At 40.7% G+C, this 17732-nt stretch carries 21 protein-coding genes; 17 read left to right on the top strand and 4 right to left on the bottom strand.

The features are described from left to right. The first annotated feature begins 118 nt into the window (after window positions 1-118). The 7 genes from QPK24_RS14510 to QPK24_RS14480 all read left to right on the top strand — a co-directional run bounded on the left by QPK24_RS14510 (window position 119) and on the right by QPK24_RS14480 (window position 6252). A complete protein-coding gene (locus QPK24_RS14510; RefSeq protein ID WP_285749333.1) occupies window positions 119-454 on the top strand; it encodes an ArsR/SmtB family transcription factor in 336 nt (111 codons plus the stop codon). Window positions 455-561: 107 nt separating this feature from the next. Further along, entirely contained in the window at window positions 562-1851 is a 1290-nt protein-coding gene (locus QPK24_RS14505) for an arsenic transporter (protein ID WP_285749331.1), read from the top strand. A 431-nt stretch (window positions 1852-2282) separates the two neighbouring features. After that, window positions 2283-3314 carry an NADH:flavin oxidoreductase/NADH oxidase gene (locus QPK24_RS14500; RefSeq protein WP_285742257.1) on the top strand — a complete coding sequence of 344 codons (1032 nt, stop codon included), beginning with the start codon at window positions 2283-2285 and terminating at the stop codon, window positions 3312-3314. A gap of 110 nt (window positions 3315-3424) precedes the next feature. Then, window positions 3425-3865 (top strand): MarR family winged helix-turn-helix transcriptional regulator, encoded by a 441-nt coding sequence (locus QPK24_RS14495; protein ID WP_285742255.1) that lies wholly within the window; start codon window positions 3425-3427, stop codon window positions 3863-3865. 376 nt (window positions 3866-4241) lie between these two features. Further along, window positions 4242-4550, top strand: a complete 309-nt coding sequence (locus tag QPK24_RS14490; protein WP_285742253.1) for a PadR family transcriptional regulator — start codon at window positions 4242-4244, stop codon at window positions 4548-4550. Then, complete coding sequence (locus tag QPK24_RS14485; RefSeq protein WP_285742251.1) at window positions 4531-5748, top strand: DUF2812 domain-containing protein; 1218 nt, start codon at window positions 4531-4533, stop codon at window positions 5746-5748. Before QPK24_RS14490 ends, QPK24_RS14485 begins: the two co-directional genes overlap by 20 nt. Window positions 5749-5829: 81 nt before the next feature. Further along, window positions 5830-6252, top strand: coding sequence for a hypothetical protein (locus QPK24_RS14480; protein WP_285742249.1), 423 nt, complete (start codon window positions 5830-5832; stop codon window positions 6250-6252). A gap of 100 nt (window positions 6253-6352) precedes the next feature. Here QPK24_RS14480 and QPK24_RS14475 read toward each other — a convergent pair whose 3' ends face one another. From QPK24_RS14475 to QPK24_RS14465, 3 genes are all read right to left on the bottom strand, one after another. Further along, entirely contained in the window at window positions 6353-6754 is a 402-nt protein-coding gene (locus tag QPK24_RS14475; RefSeq protein ID WP_285742247.1) for a secondary thiamine-phosphate synthase enzyme YjbQ, read from the bottom strand. Between the two features lie 114 nt (window positions 6755-6868). Further along, entirely contained in the window at window positions 6869-7192 is a 324-nt protein-coding gene (locus QPK24_RS14470) for an AzlD domain-containing protein (protein ID WP_285742245.1), read from the bottom strand. Further along, on the bottom strand, window positions 7189-7914 hold the full coding sequence (locus QPK24_RS14465) for an AzlC family ABC transporter permease (RefSeq protein WP_285742243.1): 726 nt from the start codon (window positions 7912-7914) through the stop codon (window positions 7189-7191). The genes QPK24_RS14470 and QPK24_RS14465 overlap by 4 nt, the downstream gene beginning before the upstream one ends. A gap of 506 nt (window positions 7915-8420) precedes the next feature. Here QPK24_RS14465 and QPK24_RS14460 point away from each other — a divergent pair. The 5 genes from QPK24_RS14460 (at window position 8421) to QPK24_RS14440 (ending at window position 12102) form a co-directional block, all read left to right on the top strand. Next, window positions 8421-9671, top strand: coding sequence for an MFS transporter (locus tag QPK24_RS14460; RefSeq protein WP_285742242.1), 1251 nt, complete (start codon window positions 8421-8423; stop codon window positions 9669-9671). 189 nt (window positions 9672-9860) lie between these two features. Continuing rightward, the gene (locus QPK24_RS14455) at window positions 9861-10502 is read left to right on the top strand and encodes a hypothetical protein (protein WP_285742240.1); all 642 of its coding nucleotides are present in this window, start codon (window positions 9861-9863) and stop codon (window positions 10500-10502) included. Between the two features lie 27 nt (window positions 10503-10529). Continuing rightward, the gene (locus QPK24_RS14450) at window positions 10530-11063 is read left to right on the top strand and encodes a MauE/DoxX family redox-associated membrane protein (protein WP_285742238.1); all 534 of its coding nucleotides are present in this window, start codon (window positions 10530-10532) and stop codon (window positions 11061-11063) included. Window positions 11064-11076: 13 nt separating this feature from the next. Next, window positions 11077-11616: a TlpA family protein disulfide reductase gene (locus QPK24_RS14445; protein ID WP_285742236.1), complete on the top strand. Its 540-nt coding sequence runs from the start codon at window positions 11077-11079 to the stop codon at window positions 11614-11616. A gap of 18 nt (window positions 11617-11634) precedes the next feature. Further along, on the top strand, window positions 11635-12102 hold the full coding sequence (locus tag QPK24_RS14440; RefSeq protein WP_285742234.1) for a hypothetical protein: 468 nt from the start codon (window positions 11635-11637) through the stop codon (window positions 12100-12102). A 242-nt stretch (window positions 12103-12344) separates the two neighbouring features. Here QPK24_RS14440 and QPK24_RS14435 read toward each other — a convergent pair whose 3' ends face one another. Continuing rightward, window positions 12345-13229 (bottom strand): LysR family transcriptional regulator, encoded by an 885-nt coding sequence (locus QPK24_RS14435; protein WP_285742231.1) that lies wholly within the window; start codon window positions 13227-13229, stop codon window positions 12345-12347. A gap of 127 nt (window positions 13230-13356) precedes the next feature. Between QPK24_RS14435 and zwf the strand changes: the two genes are divergently transcribed. The 5 genes from zwf to ybaK all read left to right on the top strand — a co-directional run bounded on the left by zwf (window position 13357) and on the right by ybaK (window position 17670). Further along, window positions 13357-14892 carry a glucose-6-phosphate dehydrogenase gene (gene zwf / locus QPK24_RS14430; protein WP_285742229.1) on the top strand — a complete coding sequence of 512 codons (1536 nt, stop codon included), beginning with the start codon at window positions 13357-13359 and terminating at the stop codon, window positions 14890-14892. Window positions 14893-14966: 74 nt separating this feature from the next. Further along, window positions 14967-15635 (top strand): fructose-6-phosphate aldolase, encoded by a 669-nt coding sequence (gene fsa, locus QPK24_RS14425; protein ID WP_160031747.1) that lies wholly within the window; start codon window positions 14967-14969, stop codon window positions 15633-15635. A 207-nt stretch (window positions 15636-15842) separates the two neighbouring features. Continuing rightward, window positions 15843-16559, top strand: a complete 717-nt coding sequence (locus tag QPK24_RS14420; protein WP_160031746.1) for a 3-ketoacyl-ACP reductase — start codon at window positions 15843-15845, stop codon at window positions 16557-16559. A gap of 109 nt (window positions 16560-16668) precedes the next feature. Continuing rightward, on the top strand, window positions 16669-17037 hold the full coding sequence (locus tag QPK24_RS14415; RefSeq protein WP_285742226.1) for a hypothetical protein: 369 nt from the start codon (window positions 16669-16671) through the stop codon (window positions 17035-17037). A gap of 153 nt (window positions 17038-17190) precedes the next feature. After that, window positions 17191-17670 (top strand): Cys-tRNA(Pro) deacylase, encoded by a 480-nt coding sequence (ybaK, locus tag QPK24_RS14410; RefSeq protein WP_285742224.1) that lies wholly within the window; start codon window positions 17191-17193, stop codon window positions 17668-17670. Window positions 17671-17732 lie beyond the last annotated feature (62 nt).

The following is a 17732-nucleotide window of genomic DNA, read 5'->3' as shown; positions in this document are numbered from 1 at the left end:
TTCCATTCCTTATGTAGTTGTCATGTGATAAAGGTTTGTATATGATTAGTCATAATTGCAAATCTAGTATTTTCGAATTCTCATTCTAATAGGGTAAGGAGGGAATGAAAATATGAACATAGAAGAACTAAATTTAGCTGCTGATCGTCTAAAGTTGCTTGGTGATAAAACAAGATTGCTAATGTTATTACTCCTACAAGAGCGGGAATGGTGTGTATGTGAATTCGTTGATATTTTTGAAATGTCCCAGCCAGCGATAAGTCAGCATCTCAGAAAGTTGAAATCTCTCGGTATTGTAAAAGAGGAAAGACGCGGGCAATGGATTTATTACTCTCTATTTATTGAGGATAAGCCTTATATTTCTGCAGTCCTCGAACAACTTCCCAGTGGAAGTGCTTTACTCCGCGAGAAAGGCATCAGCGAACAACGATCCGAATGTGTTCCAAAAGGTTAATAATTTTCTGTAATATATAATCATATTCCTATATAATAATGATCTCATAGAGTTAATTAGCTGAAAATTAGACAACAAGAATTTGTAGCGGGAGGCGTAAGGTGGGCTTGGTAGTTATCCCTATTATTATTTTTATCGTAACACTGATTTTGGTCATATGGCAGCCTCGAAATCTATCGATTGGCTGGTCAGCTTGCGGGGGAGCTGTGATTGCATTACTTGCAGGAGTGGTTGACTTCCATGATGTGTGGGATGTGACCCAGATCGTATGGAATGCGACACTGGCATTTATAGCGATCATTCTCATATCGTTAATACTCGACCGGATCGGATTCTTTGAATGGGCTGCACTACACATGGCAAGAGCCGCTAATGGTAGTGGTGTTCGTATGTTTATTTACATCGGTTTGCTTGGCGCGATGGTGTCTGCTTTTTTTGCTAACGACGGGGCAGCACTTATTTTAACGCCCATTGTCCTTGCTATGGTCCGTGCTTTACATTTTGATGTGAAGAAGATCTTTCCATTTATTATCGCGAGTGGATTTATTGCGGATACGACATCACTTCCGCTTGTAGTGAGCAACCTCGTAAACATTGTGTCTGCAGACTTTTTTGGAATAGGATTTGCTGAATATGCGGGCCGAATGATCATTCCTAATCTGTTTTCATTAGCTGCAAGTATCGGTGTGTTATATTTATTTTTCCGTAAAAGCATTCCAAAGCACTATGACTCTGCACATCTGCGGAATCCATCTGAAGCCGTCGTAGATGTAAGATTATTCCGAATCTCATGGATTGTGCTTGCTTTTCTATTGATCGGCTATTTCACAAGTGAGTTCATCGGTATACCGGTCTCCTTTATAGCCATTCTTATTGCGATGATATTCTTAATAGCAGCTAGGAAAAGCGAAGTCGTTCCCGTAAAAGAAGTCGTGAAAGGTGCACCTTGGAACATCGTGTTCTTTTCCATTGGAATGTATGTCGTTGTTTATGGACTTAAAAATGCCGGATTAACCGATATTTTGGCACAGGTGATCGAGGTTATTGTGGAGAATGGACTCTTCGCAGCGACGATGGGAATGGGTTTTATTGCTGCCATCCTGTCTTCTGTTATGAACAATCTGCCTACAATTATGATTGGTGCACTTGCCATCGATGCAGCAGAAGTCACAGGAACGATAAAAGAGGCATTGATCTATGCGAATGTCATTGGATCCGATCTCGGTCCGAAGATAACGCCGATTGGCTCTCTTGCGACACTATTATGGCTGCATGTTCTCTCTGCAAAAGGAATCCGGATCTCGTGGGGAACCTACTTTAAGACTGGCATTCTCATCACGATTCCTACTTTATTTATCACACTGCTTGGGTTATATCTTTGGTTATTAATTTATTAAAATCCACTTTCTTGTTCCGCAGAATAAGTCGCATTGGTTTAGAATGCAAAAGATAGAGTGTAATGAGAGCTATAAAAATGGTACCTGCTCAGGGACATTTGATAGCTCTTTTTTTATCCCGTGATGATTCAATACGTAATGAATTTGTTTATTAACATGAATCAATTTCATAATACCTTTAGTTGCTTTAATCAGGGGTATATATAGATCAAAATGGTTCTATTTGTCTATATATCGTTACAAATTTATCGTTTTAATGACTTGTGAAATTGATTCACATAGGGGTTAAATTTGTAATAATTGACTTTGTAAAAAGGATATAGTATCATTCATGTCATATTAATGCATGTGCATACATTATTTAACTGACTGTAAGCTTTTGTTGGAACGCGGTTCTTCATACCTTAAATGTAAAAAAGGAGAGTGTATATATGTTAGATTTATTTAGTTCGTATCAGATTAAAGGATTAGATCTTAAAAACCGGGTGGTTATGCCCCCGATGTGTCAATATTCAGTTACCAAAAAAGATGGAGTAGCAAACGATTGGCATCATACTCACTATGTTAGCCGTGCAATTGGAGGTACGGGTCTGATTATCGTGGAGATGACAGATGTGGAGCCGGATGGACGAATTACTGATTATGACCTTGGACTATGGTCCGACGAACAGATTGCGCCGCTTGCCAAAATTGTAGAAGATGTTCATCACTACGGCTCAAAAATCGGCATCCAAATTGCTCATGCAGGACGTAAAGCGGAGGATGCGAATCCGCCTGTCGCTCCGTCACCGATCGCTTTTGATGAGGGATGGAAGACACCAAGAGAACTGACAACGGAAGAAGTAAAAGGAATGGTAGAGAAATTCCGCCTTGCGGCACGTCGTGCTGTACAGGCAGGATTTGACACGATTGAACTTCACGGAGCACATGGGTATCTTATTCATCAGTTCCAATCACCGCTTACGAATAAAAGAACGGACGAATACGGACAGGATCGTAATAAATTTGCGGTTGAAGTCATTCGTGCAGTAAAAAGTGAAATGCCGGAAAGTATGCCGCTGATTATGCGTATCTCAGGAACCGAATTCGTAGAAGGCGGCTATCGTATTGAAGATAGTATCGAGTTCAGCAAAGCTTATAAAGCAGCTGGAGTAGATATGATCCATGTAAGTGCAGGGGGAGAAGGCCAGATTACAGCAGCAGGACGTCCGGGCACGCATGTTGCTTATCAGGTTCCTTTAGCAAGAGCGATCAAACAAAATGTGGATATTCCTGTCATTGCTGTAGGCAGACTAGATGATGCTGCGCTTGCGAATGCGGTTATTGGTAACGAAGATGCAGATCTTGTTGCGGTTGGCCGGGCAATGCTTAAGAACCCATACTGGACTTTAAATGCGGCAGAGCAGTTAAGAAAAGAAATAGAACTTCCCGAGCAGTACAAAATGGGATTCCGATTGAAATAAGCACAGAATGTATTGTAACTCGTGTTCATTCTTAATGTTTGCTATACTACAGTTATTGATTGTTTTGTCGTTGCATGGGTTCATTTATTATCCTGAAGGGAAATTACAATATGGAATCAAATCTTATGAATGACTTGATCTCGAACTGGCAGTCGCTAACTCAAATGATAACGAATATCGAGAATACACTTGAACAACAGTTACAAGAAAAACATGATTTATCGCTGAATGAATATTATATGCTCTTGTTCCTATCGGAAGCACCCATGAAGAAGTTGCGATTGCAGCAGCTTGAATCCATGGTGGGACTCAGCCAGTCGGCTATGTCGCGACTCGTAGCTCGCTTTGAGAACAAAGGGTGCGGGGCGCTTGCTCGGCATGCTTGTATAGAAGATCGCAGAAGTGTATATACGGCGCTGACAGAGATTGGTCAAGAAAAAGTGAATAAGGCTACACTTACGTTTCAAAAAGCACTTGCAGGTGCATTGCCGGATAAGGAGATGGAAGAGCTTATTGTTAAGCTTCTTCAGTCCAAGCGTAAGTTTAAGTGAATAGGGTATTACCGAGAAGGCTGTTGATTGATTACAATCAGCAGCCTTTTTGGTATATGCAAAGAAGTTATCTACATGGATTATTGTAAGACTGAATCAATTTCATAACTCATGAAAACGATAAATTTGTAACTGTATAGAAAAATAGAACTATTTTGATCTACATAGTCTTATGTAAAGCAACTAAAGGTATTCCGAAATTGATTCACTATAATTGAAATCCAAACATATATATTTTTTGTAATTTATATCCATAATATGTCACGCTGTGATACAATCACGATATGACATATTCATTTTATTTTAGCTGCATGGGTATTAGTAAAAGGAGGAAAGCAGTCTGGCTATCGAAAAAACACTAAAAAAGTATCTGCCTATGTCAGAGACGGCATTTTATATTCTGCTATCCTTAGCAGAGCCAAGACATGGATATGGAATTGTGAAACATGTAGAAGACATTTCGAGTTCAAGAATTCGCTTAGGATCGGGAACGGTATATGGAACGTTAACCAAAATGCAGAAAGATGGCATTATAACGGTGTTTGCCGATGAGGAAAGAAAGACGGTTTATGAAGTGACTGATTTAGGCAGGACGCTTATCACAGCAGAGATCAGCAGACTTGAAGAGTTACATAATAACGCGCTGAAATACAGGAGGTTTTTTAGTGAAGATAAAAGTATATAAACCTTTTTGGAGTTATGATGTGCAGAAAACAGAGGAATGGCTTTCATCGATGTCGGAGAAAGGTCATGAATTAGTAGAAATTAATCGGTTCACTCGATATTTTATATTCCGGCAAGGAGAACAGAGAAAAAGGCTATACAAGATCGGGTTCGATAAAATGAAACAGAAGTCATTGTCCAGCTTCTTAACACGTAATGGATGGGCCATGATTTTGCAGAGTGGAAACTGGTATGTAGCGGCTAATGATAAACCTTCAAATGAAATTGAAAGCTATCCTGTGCGTGAAAACATAATCAAACATAATAAAAAAATCATGTATCTTTTTGGGAGCATCTTTATTTATTTAACAGTAATTGTTTTATCCTACTTGCTAATAGGATTGGCTATATCCTCAAGCGTTCAGTTTGGTTTTGTGAAAAGCCCGCTTTGGATTATCACCTTCCTCTATGCAGGAATGGGAATCATGCTATGGGCACTTTCGTTTTACTCTATTACCAAGATAAAGGGGTCAAATAAGAGGTTGCTTGGTGAAAGCAACTACTCACTAGAGAATAATCATTCACTAGAGAATATTTATTCACAGGAGAGCAGACATAAGGAAGAAAGCCCGAGCAGGGATGAAATAAAGCGGCTAAGACGTTCAGGGGAAATCGTAGTAAAGCGAAGGTATGCTTGGACTTATGAGCCGGATAAGCTTGAAAAATGGCTGGAGACAATGGAGGAAGATGGGCTGAGTTTATATTATGTTGGGAAAACAGGAACCACATTTTATTTTAAAAAGGGGACTCCCCGTAAAGTAAGTTATTGTGCAGATTATCAAAACTATGTGAATGAAGATTACTATACATTTCACAAAGAGGCGGGTTGGAAGCTGATTTATTTTACTTCTCTCAATCTTCAGCAATGGACCTTATGGAGTCATGAATATTCCAGGGATGAGAAGCCGCCGCAACTCTACAGTGATAAATTCCATCAATTGAAACATGCTAAACGGGTCGCACTTACCTACTCATGTTTATCTATACTTATTGTAGTCGTCCATCTTCTACAATTAGAAGAATACAGTCAGTTACTACAGGCTGAAAATTTTGATATATCTCAAATGGTTCAGTTTCTGTTTAGTATTTTGGTCATTTTCATTTTTGGATCTTTAACGATTCGGACTTGGTTGTATTATAGACGAATTCGATCCTTATAGATAATTAGTAAAACCGCTTATTCCAAATAGCAAGGCCAAGCATATGATAATCTATCACTAGAAATAGGAGGTAGAGAACGTATGAGCCAATTTATAGATTCTAGAACATCTCAGAATGCTTCGACATCAAACTCGATATCCATCCCTATTCTTCTGCTTAATACCCCGCAATTGTTTGGCCAAATTGGACTGTTAACTGCTGGTGCAGGAGCCAATCCCCGTGTGGTATTCAGTGGGACGATTTCCGTACAGGTTCCGCTTGCTTTAGCAGGTATTACGATAAGAATTGTGAGAGGGACAGCACCGACAGATCCCATTGTATATTCTGCAACTTCCACATTTGACCTCAGCTTATTAGCTCCACAGATTATTAACTTTACTGCAACAGATTTTAATCCGCCAATCACTCCTCAGTTGACCTATTCCGCATATGTCATCTCAAATCTACTCGGTACGATACGTGTAGGACCTGAGACATTTAACGGACAACTATATTCGGATTAATGTGTGTTATTAGGATCTGAGTATTAATACTACTCATTCTTTTTTTCAGAAAAAGAGAAAGGCAGTGAGGACACCTCACTGCCTTTCGTATGTAACAACGTTATCCTTCCATGATCTTAATATAACAGTCCCGGTTACGTGGTCCATCAAATTCACAAAAATAGATCCCTTGCCATCTTCCAAGCAGTAATTCTCCATTCTGTATAATAACCGTCTGAGATGTTCCTGTCGTTATTGCTTTCAAATGGGAGGCTGTATTGCCTTCGGCGTGCCGATATTTTGGATGATTCCAAGGGTAAACTTCATCCAGTCTCATAAGTACATCATGCTTCACATCGGGGTCAGCATTTTCATTAATGGTAATCCCAGCAGTTGTATGCGGGGTATAGATGACTGCTAAGCCGTCTGGAATCCCGCTTTTACGTACATAAGACTGCACCTCCCGCGTAATATCTCTCATTTCATCTCTTTTGGATGTATTTAGTTCTATTTTGTGCAACATGTCTTTCCCTCCTGAACAAAATGTTATTTATACATTACACATCGTTTACGTAAATATAACGGTTTCTTTAATAATGAAGCAAACAGTTGTGAAATTGATTCTATACATTATGTATTACATTATGAAACGAAGTAAAGCCATGCAGACAACACCAATAATGACGGTGAGAGAGAGACTTTTTGTCCATATAGCAGTAATGACGGATGGAATGAGGGCAATCACTACATGCCAGTTAAAACGAAGCAGGCTGCCCGTATCTTGCAGCATACTTTCGGTAACTAGCGCTGTTAGAATGCATACAGGGATATAAGAAAGCCATTTTAGGACGACCTCAGGCATCTGAACACTACGCACAAAAATAAAAGGAATAATGCGTGGTAGCAAGGTAACGATCATACATCCTAGAATCAGCCAAATCATATTCATACTTATCGTCATCGATCTGTCACCACCCCAATGGTTGCCACAACAATGGTTGAAATGAGTACGGCGATATGAGAAGGAAGCAGGAAAGAGAGAACAATCATCGAAATGATCATATACAGAACTAGGGACAAGCGGTGCGTCAGTTTGTTTTTTGGAGTGGATTGTAACTGCAATACTAATAAAGCCGCAAACATAGCGACAAGAGCAAAATCAAGCCCAAGTGCTTCAGGATTAGATATCCACTGACCTGAAACGGCTCCTAGCGTACAAGCAGCGATCCAGCATAGGTACGCTGTAATATTTAAACCGTTCATCCACCGATTATGAAGTTCACCCTGTCCGGCAATCCGGCTTGCAGCCACACCAAATGTCTCATCCGTTAATAATGCTCCAAAACCAATGTTTTGCGGCAACGAGTAACGGGTCAAATAAGGTGCAACGGTCAGACTCAGAAGAAAGTGCCTTAAATTAACGATAAAAGTTGTAAATATGATCGCTGAAGCGGGCGTACTTGTCACAAGGAGCGCGCAGATAATGAACTGTGCTGATCCCGCATAGACAAGGATAGATAATAAGGCGACTTCAAGAATGCTTAGATCAGAGGAGATGCCTACGATTCCAAAAGCGAAACCAATGCTCATATATCCCAGCAAAGTGGGGACACAGTCTTTTACACCCTGTACAAACGAATCCTCGTTAGCTGTTCGGGTTTGCTCAAGCAGAGGTAAGCTCATGATGATTTCTTCCTTTCAAGTAATAAAGTGCTTTTTTATTATCAGATTACTATAGTAAAGAGTTCAGCTGATTGTCAATCAATGGGAGAGGAAGATGAAATCTGTATTACAACTTCATATGAAGATTGAAGAGTCTCGGGAAGCGATCATCAGAAAATCTGTAAATGTCATATACGAACATATTAAATATTATTTAGAATTGTCTTCCTTATTCTTTCTAGGTATGCTAATTCCCAAACACAGATGGATGTTTCTCCGAAAGGAGGAAAGCGGGGATCCGTTAAAGTGCTTGATCAGAAGCATATTGCTTTTCCAGATCGTAACGGGAATAAGAGAGCGGATTCTTTACTTAGCATCATTAATCATAAGAATGGTTAGACGAAAGCTGACCTCAGAAAGACGAATTGCCTAATGCTTCTGACATGTATAGAGCACATCTCCAGTTGAACGGGATCATGTTATAACTCTTTTTGTTTTAAGAATGGAACAGGAGGAATGGACCAAGAATGCTGAATATACCGCAAATCACGTTGCTGAGTAAAAATCGAAATATATTCTGGGCATTTGTCGGTATGCTGATCTCTCGTCTAGGAGATGGTGTATACTCTGTGGCTGTCATTGCGCTTGCTTATGGGATTACACAATCTGGAGCTGGGACCGGAATCGTACTGGCTGCTTTTGCACTTTCGAGCTTTCTGTTTGGATCCCTATCTGGCGTAGCATCGGATCGGTGGAATCGGAAGATGCTGCTCATTAGTTCGAGTCTTCTATGCAGTGGTGTTGTAATAACAATGGCTGTACTGTCTTACTCAGGAACATTGAACGTGACAAGTTTAACGATCCTTTCCTTCTTACTAGGTGCAGCTACTCAGTTTTTCGAACCTATTGTCAATGCCTTAATTCCTAGGTTTGTGACCAAAGATGAACTCACAACCGCAAATGCAACGATCGGGATGACAGATAGTCTTGGCTATATTGCGGGGCCGGCTGCAGCTGCCGTTCTTCTTGCATGGTTACCGATGGAGGTCGTTCTCCTAATCAATGCGGCTTCCTTCTTATTCGCCTCTCTTGCTGCAAGTTTCCTACATATACCGCAAATATCCAAGACCGAAAGGAAGCAAACTTCTGTTTTTACAGAGGCAGTGGAAGGATTTACATTTGTCTATCAAACGAAACGGATTCGCCAATTGTTCATCATTAGCTGCTTGTCCTTACTAGCTTATTCCCCCTTCTTTGTGCTTCTACCCTTATTTCTAGACCAAGATTTATTATTATCTGCTGAGCGTCAGTCTGCCGTGATTGGAATGATTTATTCTTCACTTGCGTTAGGACAATTAGCAGGGTATGCGGTGGTATCGTATCTGCGCTTCAGTACATATAAGCTGCTCGGCATAGGGTATTTGCTGCAAGCGATTGGCTTTGGCTGCCTGATATTCGTTCATGAAGAGCTGTGGATTGTCTTCTTTATTTTTATCGCCGGGATTTCCTTTGGTCTAACGGGATCTGCTTTTCACACGAATTTGCAGTCTAACACTCCGGATGATCGCCTGGGAAGAGTCTATGGTGTGAATTATACCGTCAGCGGGCTTATTGCACCGATCGGAAGAAGCGGCTCAGGTATACTGGCGGATGCTTTAGGAGCTAAAGTAATGTTTTCAGGTATGACGTTTCTGTTTCTCATATCGTCAGCGATGTCATTTTGGCAGACGAAAGAGAAAGCGACTGCACATGAGGAAAATAACCACTTGCCTTTGTAATAGATCATAATACTCTCATATATAAATTAAAAATGCTTTTAAAACAATTCCAAAACAAAGCATACGAAGGGACATTTAGTTTCTTCCTTGCTTTGTTTTTTTCTGATTTAAGGCTAATTTCATTTCACAGCTCATACGATGAGTAAGGGAAGTAATTAACCATGTGAAATAAGGGGAGATGGGAAGTTGTTGTCCTTCTTATTATTTGTTTTTGCTGTGGCGGCAGCGATATCAAGTGTGGATACGACATGTGGACTAAATGTGCTGGGAAGCCTTGAAAGTACAAAGGTCAGCAAAATGAAGTATGCAGTAGTCTATATTTTTTTCTGTACACTTGGCGGTTTGTTAACCGGATTAATTATTGGCGGAGCAAACTTTTTACTGAAATCATTTCAACTGGACTTGTATTATAAGCCTGTTATTATCCTTATTTTCCTGCTTTTTATTGGACTTGAGCTGTGGAACAAAGCAGGGCTGTTACCTTCCGGTAATTTTATCGTACCGTCGGTCTGGATTAAAGATGCAGGATACCGCACAGCAGCGCTATGGGGAAATATTCTGGGGATGGGCTTTATTACTTTGCAGGCAGGCGTATTATTTCATTGTTATGTGCTAATCTCTCTGTTTTCTGCACCCTGGTGGCTAAGTGTAGCAGCTGGTTTTTGTTTTGGAATGGTCCGAGGGATGGTGTTTAGTCTTCCTTTTATCAGGTCTTTCGTCTATCAGATGCTGGAGAAAAGGGTGTTCAGACACACAGCGCTTACTGCCATGCGGCTATTCGCTTCTTACATCCTTCTTATAGGTTCCATAATTCTTATCTTTATGAACTAGTCCAAGATCGAAGGAGTCCTGATGATCATGTATGATCTTATAGCTATATTACTAACACTTCCCATGCTCTTTTCTATAGTCAGCTATCTATGGAGTAAGATCTTCCGTGATCTGCATCATTTCCCAGGTAATTCCCAGATGCATCTATTATTAATCGTAATGCAGTTTATCTCGGTTACAATCCTTTTTACAATTTCAACCGCTATGGGATTACTTAGTTTGGCTATTCTTTATCTTATTCAAGGGACAGGTGTCATCTATTATTTACAGCGTAATGGAAGGGTCGATTGCGGGTGTTTTGGTTCACAGATTGCATCTAAACTAAGCTACCGGCTTGCCGCTGGCAATGGGATTCTAGCTGTCATCTCTCTCCTTATTTTCATGAGCCGCTGGCTGCAGATGAAGGAACTGCCTTTATCTTTATCTCTGGAAGGTCTCATGATGGAATTTCTGTGTATGATAGTCGCTCTCGTTTGTGTGGTTGGAGTGCCGGATGCAATCTACGCGATACGTGCTTACCGCGCTATAGCCGCTATCTATGTTGAAAAAATAACGAAGTAGAAGGTGCTTTCTCATGTCTACATTCTTTTGGGTATCCTATGCGATTTTATGGCTGCTCGTTGTTCCGTTAGTGATCCTTAATCTCATCTTGTTCAGGCAACTCGGCATCATGATTATGGGGACCGCGCGAGGCGTTAATCAGTCCGGTATTCCTGTTGGCGAGAGGCTTCCGGCAGCCACAACCCCTCATTTAGATGGCAGGCAGTGGTCAACGGAGGAACTGAAGGGAAGCCCCGCTCTGATGTTATTTGGCTCACCAACGTGTAGAGAATGTGCCGAAATTCTGCCTGATTTTCAGTTGATGACAAAGGAATATGAGGTACAGCCGGTTCTTATGTTATTTTCATCGGCAGAACTGGCCGAGGATTACGCCCATCAAATGGAGTACGAGAATGAAGTTGTTCTAGTAAGTTCCGAATTTGCCCATCAGCTGGATGTTCAAGTGACTCCTTATGCTTATGCCATCGATTCGCAGGGCGTCATTAGACATAAAGGACTCGTCAACAGCCGGGAACAACTAGAAAGTTATATTAAATCAGCAAAGGTTTCCTAGTTGTAAGGGGGAATTCTGATGTGGCGTAAACCTGTTAATAAAGACGAACAAACCCAAGATTCGATCAGCCGAATAATTCGAAAATGGACGCGCAAAACCTGGTTGAACCGAATTTCTGAGCAGATTGCTTACATGCTCGCTAAGATTCTAATTCATCCAAGAGAAGATGTGGCTAAAATCTCTTTTTTATTAGGAGCTTGCTCTCCGCCGCATGGACAATTTTGCACCGGATGCGGAGCGGATGGCTCTTGCCCTTCCACGTATGTTACTTGTACAACGAACAATGCATTAAATGGGTGCAGAGGTTTATGTCCTCACCCATCCGGCTGGTGGTATACGAGTGATCCGGTAGGGGTAAGAGCGAAATGTATGGATTGTGTGAGTCAGTACGTTCAGCCTAACAGCGGGAATATGTGGTGTTATAAAGGTGCTCAGATTACAGGCCAGTATGTCATTTGCGGTTGTAAGTCTACGAACTTATATTGATTTAGGTGAAACAATTATATAATATCTTTCGTTGCTTTAATCAGACAGAGTAGAGTATATATAGATTAAAATGGTTCTATTTGTCATATAGATACGATTTCACCGTTTTAACAAGTTATATAATAGATAGAAATAAATTAGTTTAATCAAATGAAGATCATAAAAAAGGAGCATTCGTACCTGATAGATCAGGTGATGAATGCTCTTTTCTTTTCTTCAAAATGCTCATTTATTTAATAGGATTAATGTACGAGTTCAATAAATTTGCTGGCAGCCGTGGACAGCGGCATATTACGCATCGTCATAAGACCCACTTGAGAGGGAGGCATTTGGATATCGAGTTGAATTTCAAATAGAGAGCCTTCTTCAAGTTCTTTCGAAATAAACTCTTTCGTTACATAAGAGATGCCAAGACCTTTTCGTGCAAGTTCAATTAACAAATCTACACTGCCTACCTCGATTTCAGGTTTGATTTGATGTCCGTAGGTCTGAAAAAGCTCAGTAATTGCCATTCGTGCCCGGCTGTTGCGTGAAAATAAAATGATTGGATACTCAAGCAGGTGTTCAAGTGTTAGTACGCGATCCTTAAGTTCCGCATAACGAGCTCCCGCCACAAAGCAGTCCTGTAGGTGAACTCCACCAATGACCTCGATTTGTGGATCAACAATCGGCATCCGAACGACTCCTAGATCAATCTTACCTTCCTTCAAGAAAGCAATGGTTTCTGGAGTTGTCCCGTGATTAAGGTGAAGCTTAATACCCGGATATTTCTGATGATAGCTCTCTAGATAAGGAAGCATGTAATGTTTGAACAAGGAATCGCTTCCGCCGATTCGCAGCTCACCGCTATCTAGTTTCTTAAGTGCCGTCATTTTTTCTTCAGCGAGTGAAATTAGAATATGGGACTGTTCTATATAGGAATATAAAGTTGCTCCTTCTTGGGTTAAAGAGACCCCTTTGGAAGTTCGGTAAAACAAGGTGATACCCAGGCTCTCCTCCAGTTGTTTGATTGCATGACTGACACTTGGCTGAGTAATAAACAGCACTTTCGCTGCGCTGGAGAGGCTTCCGGTTTTCGCTGCCCAATAAAATACTTTGTATAGTTCGTGATTGATCATAGACGTCATCTATAGCTCCTGTGAAATATATTAATTACCTGTATAGGTGTGATTTGTATTATAGTGGATTAAAGATTGAAATACCAGATTTAACTAAAATGTTTACTAACAGGCATCAACCGAGAGGAGATAAATCATGGAGGCTATTACATTTGTATTGTTTGGAGCCACAGGGGATTTAGCGAAAAGAAAAATCTACCCTGCTTTATATAATTTATTTATTGATCAAAAATTACCCGAATCGTTCTCTGTATTCGGTCTTGGAAGAAGAGAACTTTCTGATCCTGATTTTCAGGCCAATGTTGAGAAATCTTTACGGATGTTCTCCCGGCGCAAAGTGATAGATCAAGAAAATCTTCAAAAATTTATAGAGGTATTCCGCTATCGTGTTCTTGATGTGGGTCATAAAGAAGACTACAAAACATTACTGCAAGAAATTGAACAACAGGAACAAAAATTGGGGACGAAGTCGAACCGGATGTTCTATTTGTCTGTAGGACCTCAATTTTTTGGAACTATTGCTGCTAATATTCAGGAAAGCGGACTTGGAAAAACAAGTGGATGGAAGCGCTTGGTGATCGAGAAACCGTTTGGACATGACTTGCAGTCTGCACGAGAGTTAAATGAAAGTTTGTCCATTGCTTTTAAAGAAGAAGAAATTTTCCGTATTGATCACTATCTTGGCAAACCAATGGTTCAGAAACTGGAAGTTCTGCAGAATAACAATCCAGTCTTTAAAGCCCTGTGGGACAATCGCTATATAGCGAATATTCAAATCACGTCCAATGAAACCGTAGGTGTGGAAGAGCGAGCTGGCTATTATGATCAAGCGGGAGCAGTTAGGGATATGTTCCAGAATCATATGTTGCAATTGCTCATGATGCTGACGACTCACTCTCCGAATAATACTACAAATGATGATGTTCGGGAGAAAAAGAAAATCGTCATGAATTCTTTGGAACAGCTGCATAAAGAAGATGTCAAATCCTCTGTGATCCGTGGACAGTATGGGGCAGGAGTGATTGATGGGAACCCAGTCGTAGGCTATACTTCGGAACCGAATATCCCTGAAGACTCCAGTAACGATACTTTTATCGCGGCGAAGCTGAAAATTGATGACTATTTCTGGCGCGGGGTTCCTTTCTATATCCGTACTGGTAAAAGAATGAAAGAGAAATCGACACGTATTGTAATCGAGTTCAAAGAGCCATTGAAGAAGTCCGGCGGAACACAAGATGAGAATAAAAAGCCGAATTTGCTTGTTTTTGAAATCAGTCCAGACGAAAGAATTTCGCTGCATCTGAATACAAGAGATCCTCAGAATAAAGAGAAGATCAAACCGATGTATATCGATTTCCACGAGACACAGGCGAATTTACCGGAAGCTTATGAGAATCTAATCGGAGATGCGCTGAACGGAGACTCTACGTTCTTTGCACATTGGGAAGAAGTGGAGTTGTCATGGCAATGGGTTGAGCCGATTTTAGAAGCTTACAACGAGAATCTTGTACCTCTTCACATATATGCTGCGGGAACCAACGGACCTTCTGCTTCGGATGAATTGCTTGCGCAAGATGGATATCACTGGTGGTTCGATCAAGAAGACGAAAAGAGAACCGAAACCATAGAAGAAGATCTTAGTTTTGAAACAAAAAGCCCTGTGCTTCAATAGAAGGAACGTATACAACACGTTTACGATAAATTTGAAGCCTACTAAATCATACCCAATAAACGGAGGTAATATCGATGAAATTCTTTATTGACACAGCTAATCTGGAAGACATCAAAAAGGCTTACAAAATTGGAGTGTTGTCTGGAGTTACGACAAATCCCTCTTTGGTTGCTAAAGAAGGTGTGAAGTTTGAAGATCGTATCGAGGAAATCTTACGTGAAGTACCGGAAGTTGAATCCGTATCGGCTGAAGTAACACCTGATGCAGAAACAGCGGAAGAAATGATTGCACAAGCGAATGAACTGATCAAGATCAATAATAATGATAAAAATATTACGATTAAACTGCCGATGACACTTGCTGGTTTAGAAGCATGCCGTTATCTGACTAAAAAAGGTGTAAAAACGAATGTAACCTTGATTTTCACAGTCAATCAGGCGCTTTTAGCAGCACGTGCGGGTGCAACCTATGTATCCCCATTCCTGGGTCGCTTGGATGATATCTCAGAAGATGGCGTACTGCTTGTAGCTAAAATTGCTGAATTGTTCAAGACTCATAATTTGGATGCACAAATTATTGCCGCATCCGTTCGCCATCCAGACCACGTAACACGTGTTGCAATGGCAGGTGCACATATTGCTACGATTCCTTTCTCTGTTATTGAACAATTGTCCAAACATCCGTTAACGGATCAAGGAATCGAGAAATTTGCAGCAGATTGGAAAAAAACAGTTCAAGTATAATCGAATCTAGGTTTAGATATGTAATGGCAGCTCTCAAGCGGGGGCTGCCGTTTTTTATATCCCGTTTTATATAACGAATAGTGATTTCCGGCTTATCGAGACATCTGACTGCATAATTAATGGCATACCTGTCATGTAAAGTTTGGAAAATAAGAGGTTATAAAAGTATAATACGAGTGTAACAGTTTATTAAAAGGAGTGAAGATCATGCAAAACCTTACAGGGAAAGTCGCCCTAATTACCGGTGCAGGAAGAGGCATTGGACGAGCAACCGCTATTGAATTTGCAAAAGAAGGCATTCACGTAGGTCTCATTGCACGAAATAAAAACCATTTGGAAAAAGTGGCAGAGGAACTAGAGCCCTACGGTGTCAAAGTTTCCATTGCAACCGCAGATGTATCCGATCTTGAATCCATTACAAAAGCTGTAGAGCATGTTAGTCAAGAACTCGGACCGATTGATATCCTGATTAATAATGCGGGTATCTCGAAGTTCGGTAATTTTATGGAACTTGATCCGAAGGATTGGGAACAGATTATTCAAGTGAACTTGATGGGTGTATACTATACAACCAGAGCAGTTCTACCGCAAATGATCGAGCGTAAATCAGGCGATATTATTAATATTTCTTCTACAGCAGGTCAAAAGGGCGCACCTGTAACAAGTGCATACAGTGCTTCGAAAGCAGGAGTTCTGGCATTAACAGAATCTTTGATGCTGGAAGTGAGAAAACACAATATTCGTGTAACTGCGCTTACGCCAAGCACCGTGGCCACAGATATGGCAGTAGATCTGAACCTGACTGATGGCAATCCAGATAAAGTAATGCAGCCTGAAGACTTGGCTGAATACATGGTATCTCAGTTGAAACTGAATTCCAGAATCTTTATTAAATCGGCTGGTATGTGGTCCACAAATCCTTAGAACCTAAAAAAATGATGGATCGAATGTAACCTCTTTCTATAGGCAAACACCCTTTCTGAGTCGGCTGCATACATTGTGAGCAGGATGATTCATAAAGGAGGAATAGGAAGTGGCATATCGCGGACATCAATTAATGTATCAATGTGAGCATCAGCTCGCAGACCACTTGAAAAAACATAAAGAGCATGCAAAACATACTTGCAAGCAATTGGTTAATCACAAGGTGAAAGTACTTACCATAGATGGAGAATCAATTGAGGGTATTGTCGTAAATGTCGATGATCATTATGTGTTTTTGCAAGTGGAAGATCAGCGTGGATTTTATCCAGGCGGATATGGACCGGGTGGGGGAGGTCATAGCCACGGCCATGGTTACGGCCCAGGACCTCAGTGGGGACCTCCCGGGCACGGACCTAATCCCAATGTGATCCTTCCCTTAGCTTTATTTAATTTACTGACAATCAGTTTATTATGGTGATTGTTACGGAGAGCCGCAGACTGCGGCTCTTTTTTATATTGTTTGCTTCCAAAAGTTTTCACAGCCTGCTTAGAGAACTGTACTTTTCATACATATAAGCGATGATTAGAATAGAAGTAAGGTCATTACCTATCAAGAAAGGCAGGCTATGAAATGAAGCAAGAAAAGACAAATGCGATGCGAATGTTGGATAAACAGAAGGTTTCCTATGACATGCTGACTTATTCCGTTGACGATGGAGACATTGATGGTCTATCTGTGGCGCGCAAAGTAGGAAGGTCTCCAGAACTTGTCTATAAAACCTTAGTAGCGCAAGGGAGTAACACAAAAGGGTATTTTGTATTTGTCATTCCTGTGCAGTGTGAATTAGATCTGAAAAAAGCAGCGAAAGGGGCAAAAGAAAAGAAAATTGAACTAATTGCTGTCAAAGACCTGCTAGAAGTGACAGGTTATATTCGAGGGGGATGTTCTCCGATTGGAATGAAGAAGCGTTATCCTGTATTTATTGATGAGCAAGCCAAAGATCTTGATAAAATGATAATTAGTGCAGGAAAAGTAGGATTCCAGCTGGAAATCGAGACAAACCAGCTCGTAAAAGTAACCGATGCGACATTAGCTCCATTATGTAAGTAAGCTCGAACTTGCTTGGAACGATACGTGTGGGTCCCGAGTCATTTAATGGACAACTTTACACA

The organism is Paenibacillus polygoni, from assembly GCF_030263935.1.
Lineage (GTDB): Bacteria > Bacillota > Bacilli > Paenibacillales > Paenibacillaceae > Paenibacillus > Paenibacillus polygoni.
This window is presented reverse-complemented; position numbering and strand designations above follow the sequence as displayed.

What these genes read in the sequence shown, in the direction of transcription:
- QPK24_RS14500 (WP_285742257.1), top strand. Translation starts at nt 2,283, where the DNA reads ATGTTAGATTTATTTAGTTCGTATCAGATTAAAGGATTAGATCTTAAA.
- QPK24_RS14495 (WP_285742255.1), top strand. Translation starts at nt 3,425, where the DNA reads ATGGAATCAAATCTTATGAATGACTTGATCTCGAACTGGCAGTCGCTA.
- QPK24_RS14490 (WP_285742253.1), top strand. Translation starts at nt 4,242, where the DNA reads ATGTCAGAGACGGCATTTTATATTCTGCTATCCTTAGCAGAGCCAAGA.
- QPK24_RS14480 (WP_285742249.1), top strand. Translation starts at nt 5,830, where the DNA reads ATGAGCCAATTTATAGATTCTAGAACATCTCAGAATGCTTCGACATCA.
- QPK24_RS14475 (WP_285742247.1), bottom strand. Translation starts at nt 6,754, where the DNA reads ATGTTGCACAAAATAGAACTAAATACATCCAAAAGAGATGAAATGAGA.
- QPK24_RS14470 (WP_285742245.1), bottom strand. Translation starts at nt 7,192, where the DNA reads ATGACGATAAGTATGAATATGATTTGGCTGATTCTAGGATGTATGATC.
- QPK24_RS14465 (WP_285742243.1), bottom strand. Translation starts at nt 7,914, where the DNA reads ATGAGCTTACCTCTGCTTGAGCAAACCCGAACAGCTAACGAGGATTCG.
- QPK24_RS14460 (WP_285742242.1), top strand. Translation starts at nt 8,421, where the DNA reads ATGCTGAATATACCGCAAATCACGTTGCTGAGTAAAAATCGAAATATA.
- QPK24_RS14450 (WP_285742238.1), top strand. Translation starts at nt 10,530, where the DNA reads ATGTATGATCTTATAGCTATATTACTAACACTTCCCATGCTCTTTTCT.
- QPK24_RS14445 (WP_285742236.1), top strand. Translation starts at nt 11,077, where the DNA reads ATGTCTACATTCTTTTGGGTATCCTATGCGATTTTATGGCTGCTCGTT.
- QPK24_RS14440 (WP_285742234.1), top strand. Translation starts at nt 11,635, where the DNA reads ATGTGGCGTAAACCTGTTAATAAAGACGAACAAACCCAAGATTCGATC.
- QPK24_RS14435 (WP_285742231.1), bottom strand. Translation starts at nt 13,229, where the DNA reads ATGACGTCTATGATCAATCACGAACTATACAAAGTATTTTATTGGGCA.
- zwf (WP_285742229.1), top strand. Translation starts at nt 13,357, where the DNA reads ATGGAGGCTATTACATTTGTATTGTTTGGAGCCACAGGGGATTTAGCG.
- fsa (WP_160031747.1), top strand. Translation starts at nt 14,967, where the DNA reads ATGAAATTCTTTATTGACACAGCTAATCTGGAAGACATCAAAAAGGCT.
- QPK24_RS14420 (WP_160031746.1), top strand. Translation starts at nt 15,843, where the DNA reads ATGCAAAACCTTACAGGGAAAGTCGCCCTAATTACCGGTGCAGGAAGA.
- ybaK (WP_285742224.1), top strand. Translation starts at nt 17,191, where the DNA reads ATGAAGCAAGAAAAGACAAATGCGATGCGAATGTTGGATAAACAGAAG.